Source organism: Pseudomonas sp. JV241A (assembly GCF_900275665.1).
In the GTDB taxonomy this organism is placed as follows: Bacteria; Pseudomonadota; Gammaproteobacteria; order Pseudomonadales; family Pseudomonadaceae; genus Aquipseudomonas; species Aquipseudomonas wadenswilerensis.
In genome coordinates this window covers 72,223-91,962 of sequence record NZ_OPYO01000025.1, presented here as the reverse complement: position 1 = coordinate 91,962, position 19,740 = coordinate 72,223, and the positions used below count along the sequence as shown (strand labels likewise).

Here is a 19,740-nt window from a genome sequence, read left to right as displayed (position 1 = left end):
GTCAGGCACTCTCGAGGATCAGGATGGCGCGAAAATCGTTGACGTTGGTCCGCGTCGGCTCGGTGACGATCAGGGCATCGAGCGCGGCGAAGTAGCCGTAGCCGTTGTTGTTGTCCAGTTCATCGCTGGCCGACAGGCCCAGGGCCGCGGCGCGGGCGTAGCTGTCCGGAGTCATCAGCGCGCCGGCGTTGTCTTCGGAGCCGTCGATGCCGTCGGTGTCACCGGCCAGGGCATAGACCCCGGGCAGGCCCTTGAGGCTTTCGGTCAGGCTCAGCAGGAATTCGGCATTGCGCCCGCCACGGCCATTGCCGCGCACGGTCACGGTGGTCTCGCCACCGGAGAGGATCACGCAAGGCGGCGACAGCGGTTGGCCGTGCTGGACGATCTGCCGGGCGATGCCGGCATGGACCTTGGCCACCTCGCGTGATTCGCCTTCCAGGTCGCCGAGGATCAGCGGGCTGAAACCGGCCTGGCGGGCTTTGACCGCCGCCGCTTCGAGCGACTGCTGGGGCCGGGCAATGAGCTGGAAGTGGCTGCGGGCCAGGGCCGGGTCATCGGCCTTGACGGTCTCGGAAGCCGGGTTGTTCAACCAGGCGGTGACCGCTGCGGGCGCTTCGATGTTGTAGCGCTTGAGGATCGCCAGGGCCTCGGCCGAAGTGCTCGGGTCGGCCACGGTCGGGCCGGAGGCGATCACCGTGGCCAGATCCCCCGGTACATCGGAAATCGCATAGGTGTAGACGGTGGCCGGCCAGCAGGCCTTGGCCAGGCGCCCGCCCTTGATCGCCGAGAGGTGCTTGCGTACGCAGTTCATCTCGCCGATGGTCGCGCCGGATTTGAGCAGGGCCTTGTTGATCTGTTGCTTGTCGGCCAGGGTCAGGCCTTCGGCAGGCAGCGCCAGCAGCGCCGAACCGCCACCGGAGAGCAGGAAGATCACCCGGTCGTCAGCCGTGAGGTTGCTGACCATTTCCAGCACCCGTTTGGCCACGGCCAGGCCGGCGGCGTCCGGGACCGGGTGGGCGGCTTCGACCACTTCGATTTTCGAGCAGCTGGCGCCGTGGCCGTAGCGGGTGACCACCAGGCCGGAGACCGGGCCCTTCCAGGCGCGTTCGACGACTTCGGCCATGGCCGCAGCGGCCTTGCCGGCGCCGATGACAATAACGCGACCGCTGCGGTCGCTGGGCAGGTGGGCTTCAAGGACCTGGCGGGGATGCGCGGCATCGATGGCCGTGGCGAACAGCTCGCGCAGAAAGTGTTGCGGATCGACCGACATGGCAGGCTCCAATCTTATTGTTCTTCGGAATCAAAAACGCCCCTGGGCCCGCCTCCGTGCAGGCTGACCCAGGGGCGGTGTTGCCCGGGGTCTTATTTGTCGTCGCGGATCGAGAAGTTGGCCATGTGTTCCAGGCCCTTGATCAATGCCGAGTGGTCCCAGTTGGCGCCGCCGATCGCGGCGCAGGTGCTGAACACTTGCTGGGCGTTGGCGGTGTTGGGCAGGTTGATGTTCAGCTCCTTGGCGCCTTGCAGGGCCAGGTTCAGGTCCTTCTGGTGCAGGCTGATGCGGAAGCCTGGATCGAAGGTGCCCTTGATCATGCGCTCGCCGTGCACTTCGAGGATCTTCGAGGAGGCGAAGCCGCCCATCAGTGCTTCACGCACCTTGGCCGGGTCTGCACCGTTCTTGGCGGCGAACAGCAGGGCTTCGGCCACGGCCTGGATGTTCAGGGCAACGATGATCTGGTTGGCGACCTTGGCGGTCTGGCCGTCGCCGCTGCCGCCGACGCGGGTGATGTTCTTGCCCATGACCTGGAACAGCGGCAGGGCGCGTTCGAAAGCGTTCGGGCAACCGCCGACCATGATGCTCAGGGTCGCGGCCTTGGCACCGACTTCGCCACCGGAAACCGGCGCGTCGAGGTAGGTGGCGCCGGTGGCTTTGATCTTCTCGGCGAAGGCTTTGGTGGCGGTCGGCGAGATCGAGCTCATGTCGATCACCACCTTGTTCGGGCCAACGCCCTGGGCCACGCCGTTGTCGCCGAACAGCACCGCTTCAACCTGCGGGGTATCGGGGACCATGACGATGATGAATTCAGCTTCCTGGGCCACTTCTTTCGGGTTGGCCAGGGCCACGGCGCCAGCGGCGACCAGGTCGGCAGGCGCGGCATCGTGGTGGGTTGAGATGAACAGGCTGTGACCGGCTTTTTGCAGGTTCTGCGCCATTGGACGGCCCATGATGCCGGTGCCGATAAATCCGATTTTAGCCATGAGAAATGCCTCTTGTAATTATTCAATCTCGGCTGGCGGGCCGGGCCCCTGTGGGAGCTGGCTTGCCAGCGATGGGAACAATGCGGTGTAGCTGTGAGGGCCTCATCGCTGGTAAGCCAGCTCCCACAGGGATGGTCGAGGCCCGTCAGTGCGTCAGATCGCGTTGTGGCTCTTCAGCCAGCCAAGGCCCGCTTCGGTGGTGGTCAGCGGCTTGTATTCACAGCCCACCCAGCCCTGGTAACCGATGCGGTCCAGGTGTTCGAAGAGGAAGCGATAGTTGATCTCGCCAGTACCCGGCTCATTGCGGCCCGGGTTGTCGGCCAGCTGGATGTGGTTGATCTTGGCCAGGTTGCTTTCCACGGTGCGGGCCAGGTCGCCCTCCATGATCTGCATGTGGTAGATGTCGTATTGCAGGTACAGGTTGCTGCTGGCCACTTCCGCCTGGATGTCCAGCGCCTGCTTGGTGGTGTTCAGGTAGAAGCCGGGGATGTCGCGGGTGTTGATCATTTCCATGACCAGCTTGATCCCGGCCGCCTGCAGCTTGTCGGCGGCAAACTTGAGGTTGTCGACGAAGGTCTTGCGCACCGTGGCGCAGTCCGGGCCTTGTGGGCGGATGCCGGCCAGGCAGTTGACCTGGGTGTTGCCCAGCACCTGGGCATAGGCGATGGCCAGATCGACACCGGCACGGAATTCCTCGACTCGGGCCGGGTCGCAGGCGATCCCGCGGTCACCCTTGGCCCAGTCGCCGGCCGGCAGGTTGAACAGCACCTGGGTCAGGCCGTGGGCATCGAGCTGCTGCTTGATTTCAGCCGAGCTGAAATCGTACGGGAACAGGTACTCGACACCGCTGAAACCAGCGTCGGCAGCAGCCTTGAAACGGGCGAGGAAGTCCTGCTCGGTGAACAGCATGGACAGGTTGGCGGCGAAACGTGGCATGGTTGTCTCCTTGCAAAAAGGGGCCCTGTGCACCCGGCAGCAGGGCCTTCGCAGCGATCAGTCGAGCAGGGAAATCGCGGTTGGCGCGTCGTTGCCGACCAGCGCCAGGTCTTCGAATTCGTTGACCGCGTTGATCTCGGTGCCCATGGAAATGTTGGTCACGCGCTCGAGGATAACCTCGACCACCACCGGTACCCGGAACTCTTCGGCCAGTTTCTGCGCCTTGAGCAGGGCCGGGGCGATCTCGCCAGGTTCGGTCACGCGCAGAGCCTTGCAGCCCAGGCCTTCGACCACCGCGACGTGATCGACGCCATAACCGTTGAGCTCCGGCGCGTTGACGTTCTCGAACGCCAGCTGCACACAGTAATCCATCTCGAAGCCGCGCTGAGCCTGGCGGATCAGCCCCAGGTAGGAGTTGTTCACCAGCACGTGGATGTACGGCAGGTTGAACTGCGCGCCCACTGCCAGTTCTTCGATCATGAACTGGAAGTCATAGTCGCCCGACAGCGCCACGACCTTGCGGGTCGGATCAGCCTTGACCACGCCGAGGGCGGCAGGGATGGTCCAGCCCAGCGGGCCGGCCTGGCCGCAGTTGATCCAGTGACGCGGCTTGTAGACGTGAAGGAACTGCGCGCCGGCGATCTGCGACAGACCGATGGTGCTGACGTAGCAGGTGTCCTTGCCGAAGACCTGGTTCATTTCCTGGTAAACGCGCTGTGGCTTGACCGGCACGTTGTCGAAATGGGTCTTGCGTTGCAGGCTCGATTTGCGCTGTTGGCAATCTTCCAGCCAGGCGCTGCGGTCCTTGAGCTTGCCGGCGGCTTTCCACTCGCGGGCCACTTCGAGGAACACGTCCAGGGCGGCGCCAGCGTCGGAAACGATACCCAGATCCGGGGTGAATACCCGGCCAATCTGGGTCGGCTCGATGTCGACGTGAATGAAGCGACGGCCTTCGGTGTAGACGTCAACGGAGCCAGTGTGACGGTTGGCCCAACGGTTGCCGATACCCAGCACCACGTCGGACTTGAGCATGGTGGCGTTGCCGTAGCGGTGCGAAGTCTGCAGGCCGACCATGCCCACCATCAGCGGGTGATCGTCGGGGATGATGCCCCAGCCCATCAGAGTCGGGATCACCGGGATACCGGTCAACTCGGCGAACTCCACCAGCTTGTCGCAGGCATCGGCGTTGATGATGCCGCCACCGGCGACCAGCAATGGACGCTCGGCAGTATCGAGCATGGCCAGGGCTTTCTCGACCTGGACGCGGTTGGCCGCAGGCTTTTGCACCGGCAGCGGCTGGTAGGCGTCGATGTCGAATTCGATCTCGGCCATCTGCACGTCGAACGGCAGGTCGATCAGCACCGGGCCTGGACGGCCGGAGCGCATTTCATAGAACGCCTTCTGGAACGCATACGGCACCTGGCCGGGTTCCAGCACGGTGGTCGCCCACTTGGTCACCGGCTTGACGATGCTGGTGATGTCGACGGCCTGGAAATCTTCCTTGTGCATGCGGGCACGCGGCGCTTGCCCTGTGATGCACAGAATCGGGATGGAGTCGGCCGAGGCACTGTACAGGCCGGTGACCATGTCGGTGCCGGCAGGGCCGGAGGTGCCGATGCACACGCCGATGTTGCCGGCCTTGGTGCGGGTGTAACCCTCGGCCATGTGCGAGGCGCCTTCAACGTGACGAGCGAGGACGTGATCGATACCGCCGACTTTCTTCAGGGCCGAGTACAGGGGGTTGATGGCTGCACCCGGAATGCCAAACGCGGTTTCCACACCTTCGCGGCGCATCACCAGAACGGCTGCATCAATTGCTCTCATTTTGCTCATGGTTTTGTGCCTCTTTGATTTTGTAATTGTATACAAATGGCTTTTCACCAGAGTGTATTCACGCCAGGCGACTCTGGTCAATCCATTTTCATCGGCGATCGGCGCTTTCGTCGGGAAGCCTTTAAAAATGGCATTTCGTCAGAATTGGTTCATCGCGTCGAAATTATTGTATACAAAAATATTCGCCATTGTGTTCTATTTGTTCTATTGATTTTTACACCTGCCCTCGGGCTTCTAACAACAAGAGGACCTTTCCATGAACGCTTTGACCTTGAAAGTCGCTGTCAGCCTGGTGAACGCTGCGCTGGTTGCCGGGCGCAAGATTTCCTCCGCGCCGTTGACCGTGGCGGTGCTGGATAACGGCGGGCATCTGCTGGCCCTGCAACGTGAAGACGGCGCCAGCCTGCTACGACCGCAAGTAGCGATGGGCAAGGCCTGGGGTGCAATTGCCCTGGGCAAGGGCTCGCGCCTGCTGGCGCTGGATGCGCAGCAGCGCCCGGCGTTCTTCGCCGCGCTCAACGGCCTGGGCCAGAGCCCGGTGGTGCCGGCGCCGGGCGGGGTGCTGATTCGTAATCAGCAGGGCGTGGTGCTGGGGGCGATCGGCATCAGTGGCGATACTTCGGATATCGACGAGCAATGCGCGATCAGTGCGATCGAGGAGGCGGGGTTGACGGCGGATGCGGGTGTAGCGGCCTGAGGCCTCTTGGGCTGCTTTGCAGCCCATCGCTGGCAAGGCCAGCTCCCACAGGGGTTACTGTGGGAGCCGGCATTGCCGGCGATGCTGACACCGCGGACTAAGCGTCCGGCTCACACCCCTTGAGCACCAGGCGGATGATGGTCTGCGCCGCCGCCTCATAATCGCTGTCATCGAGCTTGGCCTTGCCGGTGACCACCGAGATCTGCCAGTCGAAGTCGGCGTAGGTCTGGGTCGCCGCCCAGATGCTGAACATCAGGTGGTGCGGGTCGAGCGGGGCGATCTGGCCGCGGTCGATCCAGGCCTGGATACACTCGATGTTGTGCCGGGCCTGCTCGTTGAGCTGCTCGACCTGGCTCGGGCTCAGGTGCGGCGCGCCGTGCATGATCTCGCTGGCGAAGACTTTGGAAGCAAACGGCAGGTCGCGGGAGATTCGCACCTTGGAGCGGATGTAGGCGCTCAATACCTCTTTGGGATCGCCGTCGGCATTGAACGGCGTCGATGCCTGCATGATCGGCTCGATGATGCTTTCCAGGACCTCGCGGTAGAGGTTTTCCTTGGATTTGAAGTAGTAGTAGACGTTGGGCTTGGGCAGGCCGGCCTTGGCCGCGATGTCGCTGGTCTTGGTGGCAGCGAAGCCCTTGTCGGCAAACTCTTCACTGGCCGCGCGCAGGATCAGTTCTTTGTTGCGCTCGCGAATGCTGCTCATGGTTGACGCTGTTCCTCGTGTCTGGCCGCTGGCGGCACCGGGCCTGGGAGGGCGGTTGCGCATGGTAGCACCGCGTTCGCAAGCGGCTCAAGGTGGCGACTTTGAGCTAGACTGTGGCCCTCTCAACCCGCTGGAATCAGGCAAACATGGCAGGAAGCAGTCTTCTGGTATTGATCGACGATATCGCCACGGTACTCGACGATGTCTCGGTAATGACCAAGGTCGCGGCAAAAAAGACCGCAGGGGTGCTGGGCGATGACCTGGCGCTCAATGCCCAGCAGGTCACTGGCGTGCGTGCCGAGCGGGAAATCCCGGTGGTCTGGGCGGTGGCCAAGGGCTCGTTCCTCAACAAGCTGATCCTGGTGCCGGCGGCGCTGTTGATCAGCGCCTTCATCCCCTGGGCGGTGACGCCGCTGCTGATGGTCGGCGGTGCGTTCCTGTGCTTTGAAGGATTCGAAAAGCTCGCGCACAAGTTCCTCCACAGCAAGGAACAAGACCAGGCCGAGCATGCGGCGCTGGTTGAGGCGGTGGCGGACCCAGCAGTCGACCTGGTGGCCTTCGAGCAGGGCAAGATTAAGGGCGCGGTGCGCACCGACTTCATCCTTTCGGCCGAGATCATCGCCATCACCCTGGGCGCGGTCGCCCATGCGCCGCTGACCCAGCAGATCATCGTCCTTTCGGGCATCGCCATTGTCATGACCATCGGTGTCTATGGCCTGGTGGCCGGCATCGTCAAGCTCGATGACCTGGGCCTGTGGCTGACCCAGAAGGCCTCGAGCGCGGCCAAGGCGATCGGCAACGGCATCCTGCGGGCGGCGCCGTACATGATGAAGAGCCTGTCGGTGATCGGTACGGCGGCGATGTTTCTGGTCGGTGGCGGGATCCTGGTGCACGGCGTGGCGCCGCTGCATCACGCCATTGAAGCCTTCAGCGCAGGGCGCGGCGGCGCCTTGACCGGTGCCTTGCTCAACGCCGGCGTCGGTATCGTTGCCGGTGCCGCGGTACTGGCGGTGGTGGCGGTCATCGGCAAGCTCTGGGGTGCTGCCAGAGCCTGATTCCGAGGGGTTTGATCAGTTCTTCAGTGCTGTGCGCTCGTTGGCTGCGGGCAGCCAGTCGAGCAGGTGGTGGGTGAAGCCGTAGCTGGCGACCTGGTAGTAGGCAATTGCGCGCTGGATCAACGTGTCACCGGTGCTGCTGTTCACTTCCTGGCTTTCACCCAGCGCCTGTTGGTGGCGGCGCAAGCCGTCACGCGGGCTGAGGATCGCCAGGTCCTGGCCGTTGAACAGGCCCAGGTGCTGGTAGTTGCCGATCAGCACCCGCGGTGGCAGGCGGTCTTCAAGCATCAGGTCGCGACCGAAGAAGGTTGAGGTGTAGCTCATGTTCAACAGGCCCAGCAGGGTCGGTGCGAGGTCGATCTGGCTGGCCAGCTTCGACTCCTCGCGCGCTTCGATCAGTTTCGGGGCGTAGATGAACAGCGGGATCTGATAGTTGCTGACCGGCAGGTCCTCCTTGCCGGCACTCCCGGCCGTGTGATCGGCAACAAAGATGAACAGGGTGTTGTCGAACCAGGGTTTGCTGCGGGCCTGTTGCAAAAAGCGCCCGATGGCATGGTCGGTGTACTTCACCGCGCCGTCGCGGCCGTTGCCTGATGGAATATCGATACGGCCATCGGGGTAAGTGTAGGGGCGATGGTTGGAGGTGGTCATCAGTTGCAGAAAGAACGGCAACTGGTTGTCGTGGTCGGCGTCCGCCAGTTTTAGCGCTTGGGTGTACAGGTCCTCATCGGACATGCCCCAGGCATTCTTGAAGCTGATGTCGGCCTCGGCAACGCTGCTCTGGTCGACGACCCGGTAGCCGTTGCCGCTGAAGAACGCGTTCATGTTGTCGAAATAGCCGCGCCCGCCGTAGACGAACACGCTGTCGTAGCCGACTTCGGCCAGTTGCTGGCCAAGGCTGGCGAAGCCGCTTTCACGGCCGATGCGCTTGACGATCGAACGCCCGGGCGTTGGCGGCATCGACAGGGTGATCGCCTCCAGGCCACGGTCGGTGCGGGTGCCGGTGGCATAGAAGTTGTTGAAGTACAGGCTCTGCTTGCGCAATGCGTCGAGGTTGGGGGTGAGGTTGCGGGTATCGCCATTGCTGCCCAGGTACTTGGCGCTCAGGCTCTCGATGGTGACCAGGACGATATTCGGCGTGCGCGGGCTGCCCGAGGCAGTGATTTCCCGGCGAATGCCCATGGGTTCCTGATCGACGAAGCGTGCATTGGGTTCTTGCAGTTCAGCGCGGATCAACTGGGTGGATTCGCTTTCGCTGAGGCTGCCGTAGAACTGTGAATAGTCCAGTTCGTTGTTGCGAAACGCGGCAAAGAACTGGTACGGCCCGTTGCTTGCCAGTTCGCGGGCGTAGGCATTGCCACCCTGGCCGCGAGGCATGTCCTGGTTGATCAGCAGCGCCCAACTGCCGGCCAGCAGTGCCAGGCCAGCAAGGCTGGCAAGGCGTTTACGCCAACTGGGCAAAGGTGCATCCAGGGCCTGGCGTAACGGTTTGGCAATTGCCAGGGTCACTACCAGCGCGGCCAGTGCCAGCACGCCGAGGATCAGGCCGATGGGGTAGGACTCGAGGATGTTGTTCAGTACCTCATCGGAGTACACCAGGTAGTCCACGGCGATAAAGTTAAAGCGCACGCCGAATTCGTCCCAGAACAGCCATTCGGCAACGGCGACGAACAACATGACGAACACGCTGGCGAACATCACCACCCGCAGCAACCCGCGATGTGCCCGCAACCGCCATAGCGGCGCCGGGCACAGCAGCAGGTAGACGGCCAGGGGCAAGGCGGCATAGAGCACAAAGCCCAGGTCATAGACCAGACCGGTGGCAAAGATCGAGAAAAAATGCCCCCCGGCATCGCTCAGGTGAGTGAAGTACAGGGCGCTTCTTGTCAGTAAGAAAATAACCAACCACAACGACGTCAAAAGCAGTAGATAGCGCACTGGCGCTGAACGTGTAGCGTGCATGGCGTTTGCCTTGTTATTGCAGGGGAAGTGGGGCGGCAAACTAACGCTTGAAATGAGAAAGAATTGTCAAATAAATGCAGTGAAGAAGTTGCTCGGTGGTTTATAGTGATAGATCTTTCATGCCGCAAGGATGCGCACGAGGCGCTAATGATAATCGCCCCTGATAATTAATAAGGAACCCATGAATGCCCTTCAGATCATTGACCTACGATGTCTTTCACCTGGGCTTGTACATGGCCACTGCATTGGCCTGGACCAGCCTCTGCGTCATGGTTTTGCTTTGCGCGCGCAGGCGTCGCTTTGCTTCTGTGCCGGGCAGCTGCCTGGGTGTGGCTGGGCTGGGCGTGCTGGTCTGCCTGGGTATTCTGTTGGCAGATGTGCTGCGCCTGATCGATCACCGGGCGGTGGTGTTCAGTTTGTTGGCGTTTGGGGTTATTGCACCGGGGCTTGCGGCCGTTGGTTTGTATTTGCGTCTGAATCTGCGGCGCGAGAGTATCGGCTGAATTTATTTGCAGGAAAACGCCTTAATTAATGTAAGATCTTTCCAAAGTTTGATTTTCTTATCAAAAGTTGCGCCCGTGCAGGGCGCAACTTTGTATCCGTGCGGATCAGAAGTGCGCTTTGACCAGGAAGCTGGCAGTGTTCTGATCGGTATCGAAGGCATCGCTGTCCTTGATGCCGTACTTGTTCTTCCAGTAGTCGTATTCGAAACCGACATACAGCTGCTTCTCGCCCCAGTTCAGCGCCTTGCCCAGGTCATATTTGACCTGCGGGTTGAAGTGCAGGTTGGCGTGGTAGGTGCCACGGCGGCTGGTGGCATCGTTGTCGACGACCCAGTCCATGAAACCATCGATGAGAATGTCGGACTTGCCCACAGGAATGGTGTAGGACCAGACCGGGGTGATCTGCCAGACGTTGTCACCGGCACGGCTGCCCTCGGTGTTGCGCTGGTAGAAGTTCAGCTGGAAGTAGTCGAAGCCTGGGATGTCCAGGTCGAAACCCGGGCCGATCAGGTAGGACTCGGTGTCGCCCTCGCCAAACTCGTAGGTCATCGCCAGCAGCACGTCCTTGACCGGACCGAAGGCCAGCTTCTGGTCGAAGATCTTGCCGAACGACAGGCGCGGGCTGATCTCGCCGTAGTAGGTATTGGGGCCGTTGTTGAAGTCCTTGTCACCGTTGTAGAAGATCTTGTCGACGAAGATGAAGTTGTCGCCGTACTTCCAGGCATCGGCGTGCTCGAAGGTCACGGTCTGCTGGATCGACGGGTTGACGGCAAAGTTCTTGCCCCACAGGTAGGTCAGGCTGTTGTTCTGCCATTGCAGCAGATCACCGGCGCTGGCGGCGGTGCTGGCCGCCAGCAGGCCGCTGGCGAGGATCAGGCTGTTGGTAATACGCATCGCGTAGTTGCTCCCTTGATTGATTCTGTGTCGGTGCTCTGGTGCGGCACCTTTTGGGTAAATACTTGTCTTTTGGGTCAGTTTTTTTCGATTGGCCACAGCTGTTTGGCAAGAGCTGGGCCAACCTTCCGGGGTGGCGCAAGCAATCCTGCTCGACGTCTTTCTGAACAGTTGAAAATGGGTATTTCAGGTTGGCGTGACGCCTGCCAACCGCCCGAATTCATTGACTGAGCGGTCAGCAAACGCAGGCAGGATCCGTCCTGCCCTGATCGAGGGGGCGCGCAGATTACTGACTTGCGCGCCGGTCCTCAAGTGCCCCGTCCTGGAGCGGGTGAGGCAAAAACTGTGCATTTGGTCAGCTTTTAGAAGTGAACCTTAACCAGGGCGCTGGTAACGCTCTGGTTGGTGTCGAGCTTTCCACTGTTCTCGATACCGTATTTGTCTTTCCAGTAGCTGTACTCGATACCCACGTACAACTGCTTGGCGCCCAGGTTCAGGGCCTTGCCCAGGTCGTATTTGACCTGTGGGTTGAACTGCAGGTTGGCGTGGTAGGTGCCGCGCCGGCTCTGGTCGTTGTCCACCACCCAGTCCATGTAGCCGTCGATCAGCACATCGGACTTGCCCACGGGGATGGTGTAGGAAAAGGTCGGGGTAATCTGCCAGACGCGATCACCGGGGCGGCTGCCTTCGGTGTTGCGCTGCATGATGTTGAGGGTGAAGTAGTTGAAACCGGGGATCGCCAGGTCAAAGCCGGGGCCGATCAGGTAGGCCTCGTTGTCGCCTTCGCCAGACTCGTAGGTCATGGCCAGCAACACGTCCTTGATCGGACCGAACTCGAATTTGCGATCGAAGATCTTGCCGAACGACAGGCGCGGGCTGAATTCACCGTAGTAGGTGTTGTTGCCTTTGTTGCGGTCGGTGCCGCCGTTGTAGAAGATCTTGTCGATGAACAGGAAGGTGTCGCCGTACTTCCACTTGTTGGCATGTTCGAAGGTCACCGTCTGCTGGATTGCAGGGTTGACCTGGAAGTCCTTGCCGTAGAGGTAGGTGAGGCTGTTGGTGTGCCAGAGCAGCAAGTCCCCTGCGGCGGCTGGCAAGGTGGCCAGCAGACTGCTACCCAGCAGGAGGGAAGTGGTGATGCCTTTCATGTTGTGATTCCCGGCTTTGTTATTGTTAGTTTTCGGTTTTTTTGGCGCGAAGCGCCCCGGCCGACCCGCTCCCACGGGTCGACGGCCTTGCGTATTGCTTGGGTGATGCCGGGCGGCAAGCGCCGCCCAAAGGCTCAGTGCTGGTGGGCGGTATCGTTGTGGGCGGCGCGCTCGGCGCCACCGAGAATGTTGAACAGCAGGTTGAGGATCAACGCGCTGACCGTGGCCATGGCAATCCCGCTGTGGGTGATCGGTTCCATCCACTGCGGCATCTGCGCGAAGAACTCCGGACGCACTACCGGGATCAGGCCCATGCCGACGCTGACGGCCACCAGCAACTGGTTGCGGCGGTCGGCGATGTCGGCTTCCTGAAGGATCTTGATGCCAGTGGCGGCGACCATGCCGAACATGGCAATCGACGCCCCGCCGAGTACCGCAGGCGGAATCGAGGCAATCAGGAACGCCGCTTTTGGCAGCAGGCTGAGCAGGATCAGGAAGCCGCCGGCGACCACGGTGACGTAGCGGCAACGCACGCCGGTCATCTGCACCAGGCCGATGTTCTGGGCGAACGAGGAGTGGGTGAAGGTGTTGAAAAAGCCGGCCACGAACGACGCACCGGCATCGCACATCAGGCCGCGGCGCAGCATGCCCGGGGTAACTTCACGGTCGGTGACCTTGCCCAGGGCGAGGAACATGCCGGTGGACTCGACGAAGATGATCACCACCACCAGGCACATCGACAGGATCGGCGCCAGGCTGAAGGTCGGCATGCCGAAATGCAGCGGCGTCACGACCTGTACCCATGGCGCTTCACTCAGGCCAGAGAGGTCGACCATGCCGATGGAGCCGGCGATGATGTAGCCCAGGCCCATGCCGATCAGTACCGAGACATTGACCCAGAAACCACGCATGAAGCGGTTGATCAGCAGGATGGTGGCGAGCACCAGGCCGGCGACGATCAGGTAGACGGGGGAGCCGAAGGGCGCGGCATCGGCGCCACCGCCGGCCCAGTTGACGGCAACCGGGAACAGCGACAGGCCGATCGAGGTGATGACCGTGCCGGTCACCAGGGGCGGGAAGAAGCGCACGACCTTGGACATGAACGGCGCGATGATCATGCCGAAGAAACCGGCGGCGATGGTCGCGCCGAAAATCCCCTGCAGGCCGACGCCGGGCATGCCGGCCATGGCCACCATGCTGCCGACCGCGGCAAAGCTTGCGCCCATCATCACCGGCATGCGGATGCCGACTGCGCCAATGCCGAACGACTGGACGATGGTGGCGACACCAGCGACCAGCAGGTCGGCATTGATCAGGAAAGCGACTTCTTCACGAGAAAGTCCGGCGGCTTGTCCGATGATCAGCGGCACGGCAATCGCGCCTCCGTACATCAGCAACACATGCTGCAGACCCACCAGGAACAGTTGGAACAGGGGCAGTGGCTGTCGTGGGGGCGCAACAGGGATGTACGCCTTGCGTGACTCGGACATGCAACACCTCGGTTTTGTTTTTATTCTTGGAGCTGCAAGCTTCAAGCGCCAAGCTTCAAGAAGAAGCAGGAGGTCGCGCTTGGCTTGCAGCTTTTTTTTGCTTGTCGCTTACAGCTGGCAGCTTGCGGCTGCCTTAGTGGGTCGGTGCTCCCTTGGCGACCCAGGCGCCAATCAGTTCACGTTCCTGCTGGGTCATCTGGGTGATGTTGCCCAGCGGCATGATCTGCGTAGCCACGGCTTGTGCCTGGATGCGTGCGGCCTGTTGCTGGATCTGTTGCGGGGTATCGAGCATCACCCCGGCAGGAGCGGCGCTGAACAGCGGGCTGGTCGGCTTGGCCGAGTGGCACACGGTGCAACGCTCCTGGATGACGCTGTGGATCTTGTCGAAGCCGGCGTCGTCGAGCTTGGCGGTGGCGTTGGCTGGCGCCTCGGTCGGTGCGGCAGGCTGTGCTGGAGCGGCAGCCTGTTCAGCAGCTTTCTCGGCAGCGGTCTTGCCACCCAGGGCGGTTTCCGGCAACGGCTGGTACTCGACCTTGGCGGCGGCCTGCTCAGGGGCGCTCGGCATCGGCGCAGGGCCGGTGACGTACGCCAGGCAGATCATCGACAGGGCACCGACCGGCAGGGTCCAGGCGTACTTGTTGCTGTCATGACGGGTGTTGAAGTAGTGACGTACCAACACCGCAGCCACCGCGATACCTGCCAGGATCAACCAGTTGTACTGGCTGCCGTAGGTGCTCGGGAAGTGGTTGCTGATCATGATGAACAGCACCGGCAGGGTGAAGTAGTTGTTGTGCCGCGAGCGCAGCAGGCCCTTGGCCGGCAGTACCGGGTCGGGCGTCTGGTTGGCTTCGATGGCGGCGACCAGCTGACGCTGGGCCGGCATGATGGTGCGGAACACGTTGCCGACCATGATGGTGCCGATGATCGCGCCGGTGTGCAGGTACGCGCCACGGCCGCTGAACACCTGGCTGAAGCCGTAGCAGGCGGCGATGACCAGCACGAACAGCACCAGGCCGAGCAGGGCAGGGCGTTTGCCCAGCGGCGAGTCACAGAGGAAGTCGTAGATGAACCAGCCGGCGATCAGCGAACCGATACCGATGGCGATGCCTTCACCACCGCTCAGGGTGCTGCCGGGGGCCAGCAGGTACAGGGTCGGGTTCCAGTAGAACACCAGGCACAGCAGGGCGATACCCGACATCCAGGTGAAATAGGCTTCCCATTTGAACCAGTGCAGGTTCTCCGGCATTTTTGGCGGAGCCAGCTTGTATTTCTCCAGGTGGTAGATCCCGCCACCGTGAATCGCCCAGAGATCGCCGGACAGACCGTCGCGCGGGTTGGCCCGGTTGAGGTTGTTTTCCAGCCAGACAAAGTAGAACGACGCGCCAATCCATGCCACGCCAGTGATCATGTGAACCCAACGCACGCTCAGGTTCAGCCATTCCAACAGATGTGCTTCCACAGTCTTTACCTCTACCCTGGCGCCCTGTAGCCGGGCGCTCAGGTCTTCTCTTATTGGTGGGGGGCGAGGATCAATTGCTCATCCTCATTGAAAAAATGCTCATCGCAGTTGTTGCCAGTGCCACTGCGATCAACCACCAGGAAGTCATCCCGCTTTTCGATCGTCAGCACCGGGTGGTGCCAGACGCCGCGATGGTAATTGATGCCCTGCCTTCCATTACTGATGAAGGCACGGACCAGGCCTGATACAGGTGCATCGCCAACGGGCGCGACCACGATCAGAAAGGGGTTGCCGAGCAGCGGAATGAAAGCCTGGCTGCCCTGCGGATGGCGCTCCAGCATGCGGACGGTCAGCGGCATGTCCTGCGCGTCGGCGCGGAAGATGCTGATGATCGCCTTGTCGTCGGGTTGTGCGGTTTCGACCGTGGCCAGACGATGGAAGCGCATGGTCGAGCCGTTGTTGATCATGAAGTGGTCGCTGCCGTCGGTTTCGATCACGTCACCGAAAGGGGCGAAGGCTTCTTTGCTCAGGGGCTCAATCACTAAAGTGCGCATGCGGATTCTCTTTATTCTGTGTTGTGGAGGGAGCCGTTGTTGCGCCGGTCAGGCCCTGGGTACGCTCGCGTCGCGCACTCGGGCCAGCCCGGCGGTCGACGCCCTTAAAGCTGCAGCAGGCGGAACAGGGCGATCAGGTTGATCTGCGCCAGCGCTTCCTTGAACTCGGCTTCGACCGAGTTGTGGATGCGCTTTTCAAAGGCGGCCAGGATCTGGTGCCGGTTACTGCCTTTGACCGCCATGATGAACGGGAACTTGAACTTCTCTTTGTAGGCATCGTTGAGTTCGGTGAAGCGCTCGAACTCTTCGGCGGTGCACTGGTGGATACCGGCGCCGGCTTGTTCATGGGTGCTCGATTCGGTCAGTTCACCCTGGATCGCGGCCTTGCCGGCGAGGTCCGGGTGCGCGTTGATCAGCGCCAGCTGGGCGGCGTGGTCGGCGCTCAGGAGGATGTCGCTCATGCGCTGGTGCAGGGCTTCGATCTGCTCGATTTCCTGCAGCTGGCCCAGGTCGTAGGCCTTTTCGGCGACCCACGGCGAGTGTTCGTAGATGTCGGCGAAGGCTGCAACGAACGCTGCGCGATCCAGGGTCGAAGGCTTCAGGGTCTTGAATGCGGTCATCATGCTTTCTCGGCTTGGAAAGGGTGGGTGGCATGCCAGTGACGGGCGATGTCCACGCGCCGGGCGAACCAGACCTGGTCATGGCTCTTGGCGTACTCGACGAAACGCTTGAGCGCGGCCAGGCGCGCCGGGCGGCCGATCAGGCGGCAGTGCAGGCCGATCGAGAGCATCTTCGGTGCCTCGGCGCCTTCTTCGTAGAGCACATCGAAAGCGTCCTTGAGGTACTGGAAGAACTGCTCGCCGCAGTTGAAGCCCTGCACCTGGGTGAAGCGCATGTCGTTGGTGTCCAGGGTGTAGGGGATCACCAGGTGCGGCTTGCCGGTCGGATTGTTCTGTTCCCAGTAGGGCAGGTCGTCGTCGTAGGTGTCGCTGTCGTAGAGGAAGCCACCTTCCTCCATCACCAGGCGGCGGGTGTTCGGCCCGGTGCGGCCGGTGTACCAGCCCAGCGGACGCTCGCCGGTGAGTTCGGTGAGGATGCGGATGGCTTCGAGCATGTGCTCGCGCTCCTGGGCCTCATCCATGTATTGGTAATCGATCCAGCGGTAGCCGTGGCTGCAGATCTCGTGGCCGGCTTCGACCATGGCGCGGATCACGTCCGGGTGGCGCTGGGCGGCCATGGCCACGGCGAAGATGGTCAGCGGTACACCGGTGTCCTTGAACAGCTTGAGCAGGCGCCACACGCCAGCGCGGCTGCCATACTCGTACAGCGACTCCATGCTCATGTTGCGCGCGCCCTGCAGCGGCTGGGCGGAGACCATTTCCGAGAGGAAGGCTTCGGACTCTTTATCGCCATGAAGGATGTTGCGTTCGCCACCTTCTTCGTAATTGAGCACGAAAGACAAAGCAATGCGGGCGTTCCCCGGCCAGCGCGGATGGGGTGGGGTGTTGCCGTAACCGATCAGGTCGCGAGGGTAATCAGCGCTCACTGCAGTCTTCCTTCTTGTACGTTAATGCGGAGGGCGTGGGCACCCGGGTAGGGTATCGGCCACGACGATGGAATGATTGTATACAACTTTGTTTGCGATTTGTAAGCCTGTTTTTTCGCTTTTCTTTGCCTTTTTACCCACTCCTGCCTCTATAAGGAGCCCTGCAAGAAACCTGCCTGATCGGTCAGCTAATGACGGTCGCGTCGGCCAATGGCGTGGTTTTGCGACTGATGGCTTATTTACAGGGGATGAGCGGCATGTCAGGAAAGAATACCGAATTATTGTGTACAATTTTACAGAGAAATGTCTTAATAATCCGACAGCCGCACGTTGTCGGGCTTCCTGACGCTGGCGTGCGGGTATTTTTTGCCCACAGATAGAACAGAGGCGAGCAAGCAATGGGACGTTTGACCACGCATGTACTGGATGCCGCTCATGGCTGCCCTGGCAGCTCGATCAAGGTCGAGCTGTACCGGGTCGAAGGCCAGCAGCTGGAGCTGGTGAACACTACCCTGACCAACAGCGATGGCCGTTGCGACGCGCCGCTGTTGCAAGGCGATGATTACCGCAGCGGTGTCTACCAGCTGCAGTTCAGCGCCGGCGATTACTACCGTGCCCGCGGCGTACAACTGCCCGAGCCTGCTTTCCTTGATGTGGTGGTGCTGCGTTTCGGCATCAGTGCCGAGCAGGATCACTACCACGTACCGCTGTTGATCTCGCCGTACAGTTACTCGACCTATCGTGGAAGCTAGTTGGTCGCTAGAAGAATCTTCGTAGGTCCTTGCCCGCTCACACTGCGGGCTTTTTTTTGCCTGTGATTCGAGATCCCGCCTATCCCTGTGGGAGCTGGCTTGCCAGCGATGAGGCCAGTGCGGTTCGCACCAAAGTTGTTGCCCGGATTACGACCGCTTCGCGGTCGATCGCTGGCAAGCCAGCTCCCACAGGGACCACTCAGGCATCAGCACTGTTTAGCCGACAACAAAAAGCCCCACCCGAAGGTGAGGCCCTGTTTACCTGCAGTTGTGTTTACAGGAATACAAACTTGGCAATGAAGATCGCCGTCAGCACCCACAGGCTTGCCGAGATCTCCTTGTAGCGTCCGGTCCCGGCCTTGAGCACCACATAGGTGATAAAGCCCAGGGCGATGCCGTCGGCGACCGAGAAGGTCAGCGGCATCATGATCGCGGTGACAATCGCCGGGATGCTGTCGGTGGCTTCATCCCAGTTGATGTGGGCCATGCTGCCCATCATCAGCATCGCCACGTAGATCAGCGCGCCGGCTGTGGCATAGGCAGGAATCATCCCGGCCAGCGGGGCGAAGAACATCGCGGCGATGAAGAACAGGCCCACCACCACCGCGGTAAGCCCGGTACGGCCACCGGCGGCGACCCCCGCGGCACTCTCCACATAGCTGGTCACCGGTGGCACGCCGACCACGGCGCCAAACACGCTCGATGCACTGTCGGCTTTAAGCGCTCGCGACAGGTTTTCGATGCGCCCGTCGGCATTCACCAGGTTGGCCCGCTGGGCCACGCCCATCAGGGTGCCGGCGGTGTCGAACATGTGCACGAAAAGGAAAGCGAACACCACGGCAATCATGCTGACGTTGAACACGCCGGCGACATCCATGGCCATCCAGGTCGGCGCCAGGCTCGGCGGCAGCGAGAACAGTCCGCCGTACTCCACCAGGCCCAGGCCCCAGCCGGCGAGGGTGACGCTGATGATGCTGATCAGGATCGCGCCGAACACCCGGTGGTAGCTGAGCACCGCGATCATCAAAAAGCAGATGGCCGCCAGCAGCGGGCCAGGCTCATGCAGCGAGCCGAGCTTGATCAGGGTCGCCGGGCTGTCGACGACAATCCCGGCGGTTTTAAGACCGATCAGTCCGAGGAACAATCCGACGCCGGCACCCATGGCATGCCGCAGGCTGACCGGAATGCTGTTGAGCAGCCATTCGCGCACCCGCGACAAGGTCAGCAGCATGAACAGCACCCCGGAGACGAACACCGCGCCCAGCGCGGCTTCCCAGGTGTAGCCCATGGTCCCGACCACGGTGTAGGTAAAGAAGGCGTTGAGCCCCATGCCCGGCGCCAGGCCTACTGGCCAGTTGGCGTACAGGCCCATCAACAGGCAGCCAAGGGCGGCGGCGATGCAGGTGGCGACGAACGCCGCGCCGTGATCGATGCCGGCATCGGCCATGATGTTGGGGTTGACGAAAATGATGTAGGCCATGGTGATGAAGGTGGTCAACCCGGCGATCATCTCGGTTTTGACGGTGGTGCCATGTAGCTTGAGTTTGAAAATCCGCTCCAGCCAGCTCGTTTCGAGCGGTGGGGCAAGATCCAGCGTAGGGGCGTCGGATTTGCGGCTTTCCACAGCGTGTACTCCTCAAGTCTTTTCTTGTTTTCCAGAACCAATCCTGCGCACGCACTGGGGGGCTCTGTGAGGCGGATGGGATGGCAGGCCACCGGACCGTTTGTTGACTTCTGGGTCAGGAAGTTGCACGGATGGATTATGCGTTTGTATACAAAGAATGCAAATAATGTTTTCTTTGTTGTGCTCAGATAATTTGCCAGTGCAGCTATAAAGGCCATCGCCACCTGCAGAAATCCCTGCGGCTGTGTACAATGTGCCAATACCTTAATCGTTTAATTTTCTTACCAGGACTTGCCATCGCCCCACTGGCTGGTATTACAGTCAG

The 19,740-nt window shown here is 61.4% G+C and carries 18 protein-coding genes; 4 read left to right on the top strand and 14 right to left on the bottom strand.

Features of this window, described 5'->3' with window-relative positions; genetic code table 11:
* Position 1 precedes the first annotated feature (1 nt).
* The 4 genes from JV241A_RS16445 to gcl form a co-directional block, all read right to left on the bottom strand.
* Complete coding sequence (locus JV241A_RS16445) at positions 2-1,270, bottom strand: glycerate kinase (protein ID WP_115088016.1); 1,269 nt, start codon at positions 1,268-1,270, stop codon at positions 2-4.
* 92 nt (positions 1,271-1,362) lie between these two features.
* Positions 1,363-2,256, bottom strand: coding sequence for a 2-hydroxy-3-oxopropionate reductase (locus JV241A_RS16440; RefSeq protein WP_134063541.1), 894 nt, complete (start codon positions 2,254-2,256; stop codon positions 1,363-1,365).
* 153 nt (positions 2,257-2,409) lie between these two features.
* Entirely contained in the window at positions 2,410-3,192 is a 783-nt protein-coding gene (gene hyi / locus JV241A_RS16435) for a hydroxypyruvate isomerase (RefSeq protein WP_115088014.1), read from the bottom strand.
* 57 nt (positions 3,193-3,249) lie between these two features.
* Positions 3,250-5,025, bottom strand: a complete 1,776-nt coding sequence (gene gcl, locus JV241A_RS16430; protein WP_115088013.1) for a glyoxylate carboligase — start codon at positions 5,023-5,025, stop codon at positions 3,250-3,252.
* Between the two features lie 256 nt (positions 5,026-5,281).
* Here gcl and JV241A_RS16425 point away from each other — a divergent pair, with 256 nt between their 5' ends.
* Positions 5,282-5,722: a heme-binding protein gene (locus JV241A_RS16425; RefSeq protein WP_010225106.1), complete on the top strand. Its 441-nt coding sequence runs from the start codon at positions 5,282-5,284 to the stop codon at positions 5,720-5,722.
* A gap of 97 nt (positions 5,723-5,819) precedes the next feature.
* Here JV241A_RS16425 and JV241A_RS16420 read toward each other — a convergent pair whose 3' ends face one another.
* Complete coding sequence (locus tag JV241A_RS16420) at positions 5,820-6,428, bottom strand: TetR/AcrR family transcriptional regulator (protein ID WP_115088010.1); 609 nt, start codon at positions 6,426-6,428, stop codon at positions 5,820-5,822.
* 146 nt (positions 6,429-6,574) lie between these two features.
* Between JV241A_RS16420 and JV241A_RS16415 the strand changes: the two genes are divergently transcribed.
* On the top strand, positions 6,575-7,483 hold the full coding sequence (locus JV241A_RS16415; protein WP_134063539.1) for a DUF808 family protein: 909 nt from the start codon (positions 6,575-6,577) through the stop codon (positions 7,481-7,483).
* 15 nt (positions 7,484-7,498) lie between these two features.
* On the opposite strand, the gene JV241A_RS16410 is transcribed toward JV241A_RS16415, so the two are convergent.
* The gene (locus JV241A_RS16410; RefSeq protein WP_134063537.1) at positions 7,499-9,445 is read right to left on the bottom strand and encodes an LTA synthase family protein; all 1,947 of its coding nucleotides are present in this window, start codon (positions 9,443-9,445) and stop codon (positions 7,499-7,501) included.
* Between the two features lie 233 nt (positions 9,446-9,678).
* Here JV241A_RS16410 and JV241A_RS16405 point away from each other — a divergent pair, with 233 nt between their 5' ends.
* Positions 9,679-9,948: a hypothetical protein gene (locus JV241A_RS16405; RefSeq protein WP_134063535.1), complete on the top strand. Its 270-nt coding sequence runs from the start codon at positions 9,679-9,681 to the stop codon at positions 9,946-9,948.
* Between the two features lie 105 nt (positions 9,949-10,053).
* Here the strand turns inward: JV241A_RS16405 and JV241A_RS16400 are convergent, their stop codons facing one another.
* From JV241A_RS16400 to puuE, 7 genes are all read right to left on the bottom strand, one after another.
* Positions 10,054-10,842 carry an outer membrane protein OmpK gene (locus tag JV241A_RS16400; RefSeq protein WP_115088008.1) on the bottom strand — a complete coding sequence of 263 codons (789 nt, stop codon included), beginning with the start codon at positions 10,840-10,842 and terminating at the stop codon, positions 10,054-10,056.
* A gap of 362 nt (positions 10,843-11,204) precedes the next feature.
* Positions 11,205-11,990 carry an outer membrane protein OmpK gene (locus JV241A_RS16395; protein WP_115088007.1) on the bottom strand — a complete coding sequence of 262 codons (786 nt, stop codon included), beginning with the start codon at positions 11,988-11,990 and terminating at the stop codon, positions 11,205-11,207.
* A gap of 134 nt (positions 11,991-12,124) precedes the next feature.
* Positions 12,125-13,480 (bottom strand): nucleobase:cation symporter-2 family protein, encoded by a 1,356-nt coding sequence (locus JV241A_RS16390; RefSeq protein ID WP_115088006.1) that lies wholly within the window; start codon positions 13,478-13,480, stop codon positions 12,125-12,127.
* A gap of 133 nt (positions 13,481-13,613) precedes the next feature.
* Complete coding sequence (locus JV241A_RS16385) at positions 13,614-14,939, bottom strand: urate hydroxylase PuuD (protein WP_115088005.1); 1,326 nt, start codon at positions 14,937-14,939, stop codon at positions 13,614-13,616.
* Between the two features lie 50 nt (positions 14,940-14,989).
* Entirely contained in the window at positions 14,990-15,493 is a 504-nt protein-coding gene (locus JV241A_RS16380; protein ID WP_045200421.1) for an ureidoglycolate lyase, read from the bottom strand.
* A 104-nt stretch (positions 15,494-15,597) separates the two neighbouring features.
* Positions 15,598-16,113: a 2-oxo-4-hydroxy-4-carboxy-5-ureidoimidazoline decarboxylase gene (uraD, locus tag JV241A_RS16375; RefSeq protein WP_115088004.1), complete on the bottom strand. Its 516-nt coding sequence runs from the start codon at positions 16,111-16,113 to the stop codon at positions 15,598-15,600.
* Positions 16,113-17,039, bottom strand: a complete 927-nt coding sequence (gene puuE, locus JV241A_RS16370) for an allantoinase PuuE (protein WP_115088003.1) — start codon at positions 17,037-17,039, stop codon at positions 16,113-16,115. Before puuE ends, uraD begins: the two co-directional genes overlap by 1 nt.
* A gap of 398 nt (positions 17,040-17,437) precedes the next feature.
* On the opposite strand from puuE, the gene uraH reads away from it, so the two are divergent.
* Positions 17,438-17,791: a hydroxyisourate hydrolase gene (gene uraH / locus JV241A_RS16365; RefSeq protein WP_010225132.1), complete on the top strand. Its 354-nt coding sequence runs from the start codon at positions 17,438-17,440 to the stop codon at positions 17,789-17,791.
* A 274-nt stretch (positions 17,792-18,065) separates the two neighbouring features.
* On the opposite strand, the gene JV241A_RS16360 is transcribed toward uraH, so the two are convergent.
* Complete coding sequence (locus JV241A_RS16360; protein WP_224793731.1) at positions 18,066-19,385, bottom strand: NCS2 family permease; 1,320 nt, start codon at positions 19,383-19,385, stop codon at positions 18,066-18,068.
* Positions 19,386-19,740: the final 355 nt, after the last annotated feature.

What these genes read in the sequence shown, in the direction of transcription:
- JV241A_RS16380 (WP_045200421.1), bottom strand. Translation starts at nt 15,493, where the DNA reads ATGCGCACTTTAGTGATTGAGCCCCTGAGCAAAGAAGCCTTCGCCCCT.
- gcl (WP_115088013.1), bottom strand. Translation starts at nt 5,025, where the DNA reads ATGAGCAAAATGAGAGCAATTGATGCAGCCGTTCTGGTGATGCGCCGC.
- JV241A_RS16415 (WP_134063539.1), top strand. Translation starts at nt 6,575, where the DNA reads ATGGCAGGAAGCAGTCTTCTGGTATTGATCGACGATATCGCCACGGTA.
- JV241A_RS16400 (WP_115088008.1), bottom strand. Translation starts at nt 10,842, where the DNA reads ATGCGTATTACCAACAGCCTGATCCTCGCCAGCGGCCTGCTGGCGGCC.
- uraD (WP_115088004.1), bottom strand. Translation starts at nt 16,113, where the DNA reads ATGACCGCATTCAAGACCCTGAAGCCTTCGACCCTGGATCGCGCAGCG.
- JV241A_RS16440 (WP_134063541.1), bottom strand. Translation starts at nt 2,256, where the DNA reads ATGGCTAAAATCGGATTTATCGGCACCGGCATCATGGGCCGTCCAATG.
- JV241A_RS16420 (WP_115088010.1), bottom strand. Translation starts at nt 6,428, where the DNA reads ATGAGCAGCATTCGCGAGCGCAACAAAGAACTGATCCTGCGCGCGGCC.
- JV241A_RS16390 (WP_115088006.1), bottom strand. Translation starts at nt 13,480, where the DNA reads ATGTCCGAGTCACGCAAGGCGTACATCCCTGTTGCGCCCCCACGACAG.
- uraH (WP_010225132.1), top strand. Translation starts at nt 17,438, where the DNA reads ATGGGACGTTTGACCACGCATGTACTGGATGCCGCTCATGGCTGCCCT.
- JV241A_RS16395 (WP_115088007.1), bottom strand. Translation starts at nt 11,990, where the DNA reads ATGAAAGGCATCACCACTTCCCTCCTGCTGGGTAGCAGTCTGCTGGCC.
- JV241A_RS16410 (WP_134063537.1), bottom strand. Translation starts at nt 9,445, where the DNA reads ATGCACGCTACACGTTCAGCGCCAGTGCGCTATCTACTGCTTTTGACG.
- JV241A_RS16405 (WP_134063535.1), top strand. Translation starts at nt 9,679, where the DNA reads ATGGCCACTGCATTGGCCTGGACCAGCCTCTGCGTCATGGTTTTGCTT.
- hyi (WP_115088014.1), bottom strand. Translation starts at nt 3,192, where the DNA reads ATGCCACGTTTCGCCGCCAACCTGTCCATGCTGTTCACCGAGCAGGAC.
- JV241A_RS16425 (WP_010225106.1), top strand. Translation starts at nt 5,282, where the DNA reads ATGAACGCTTTGACCTTGAAAGTCGCTGTCAGCCTGGTGAACGCTGCG.
- JV241A_RS16445 (WP_115088016.1), bottom strand. Translation starts at nt 1,270, where the DNA reads ATGTCGGTCGATCCGCAACACTTTCTGCGCGAGCTGTTCGCCACGGCC.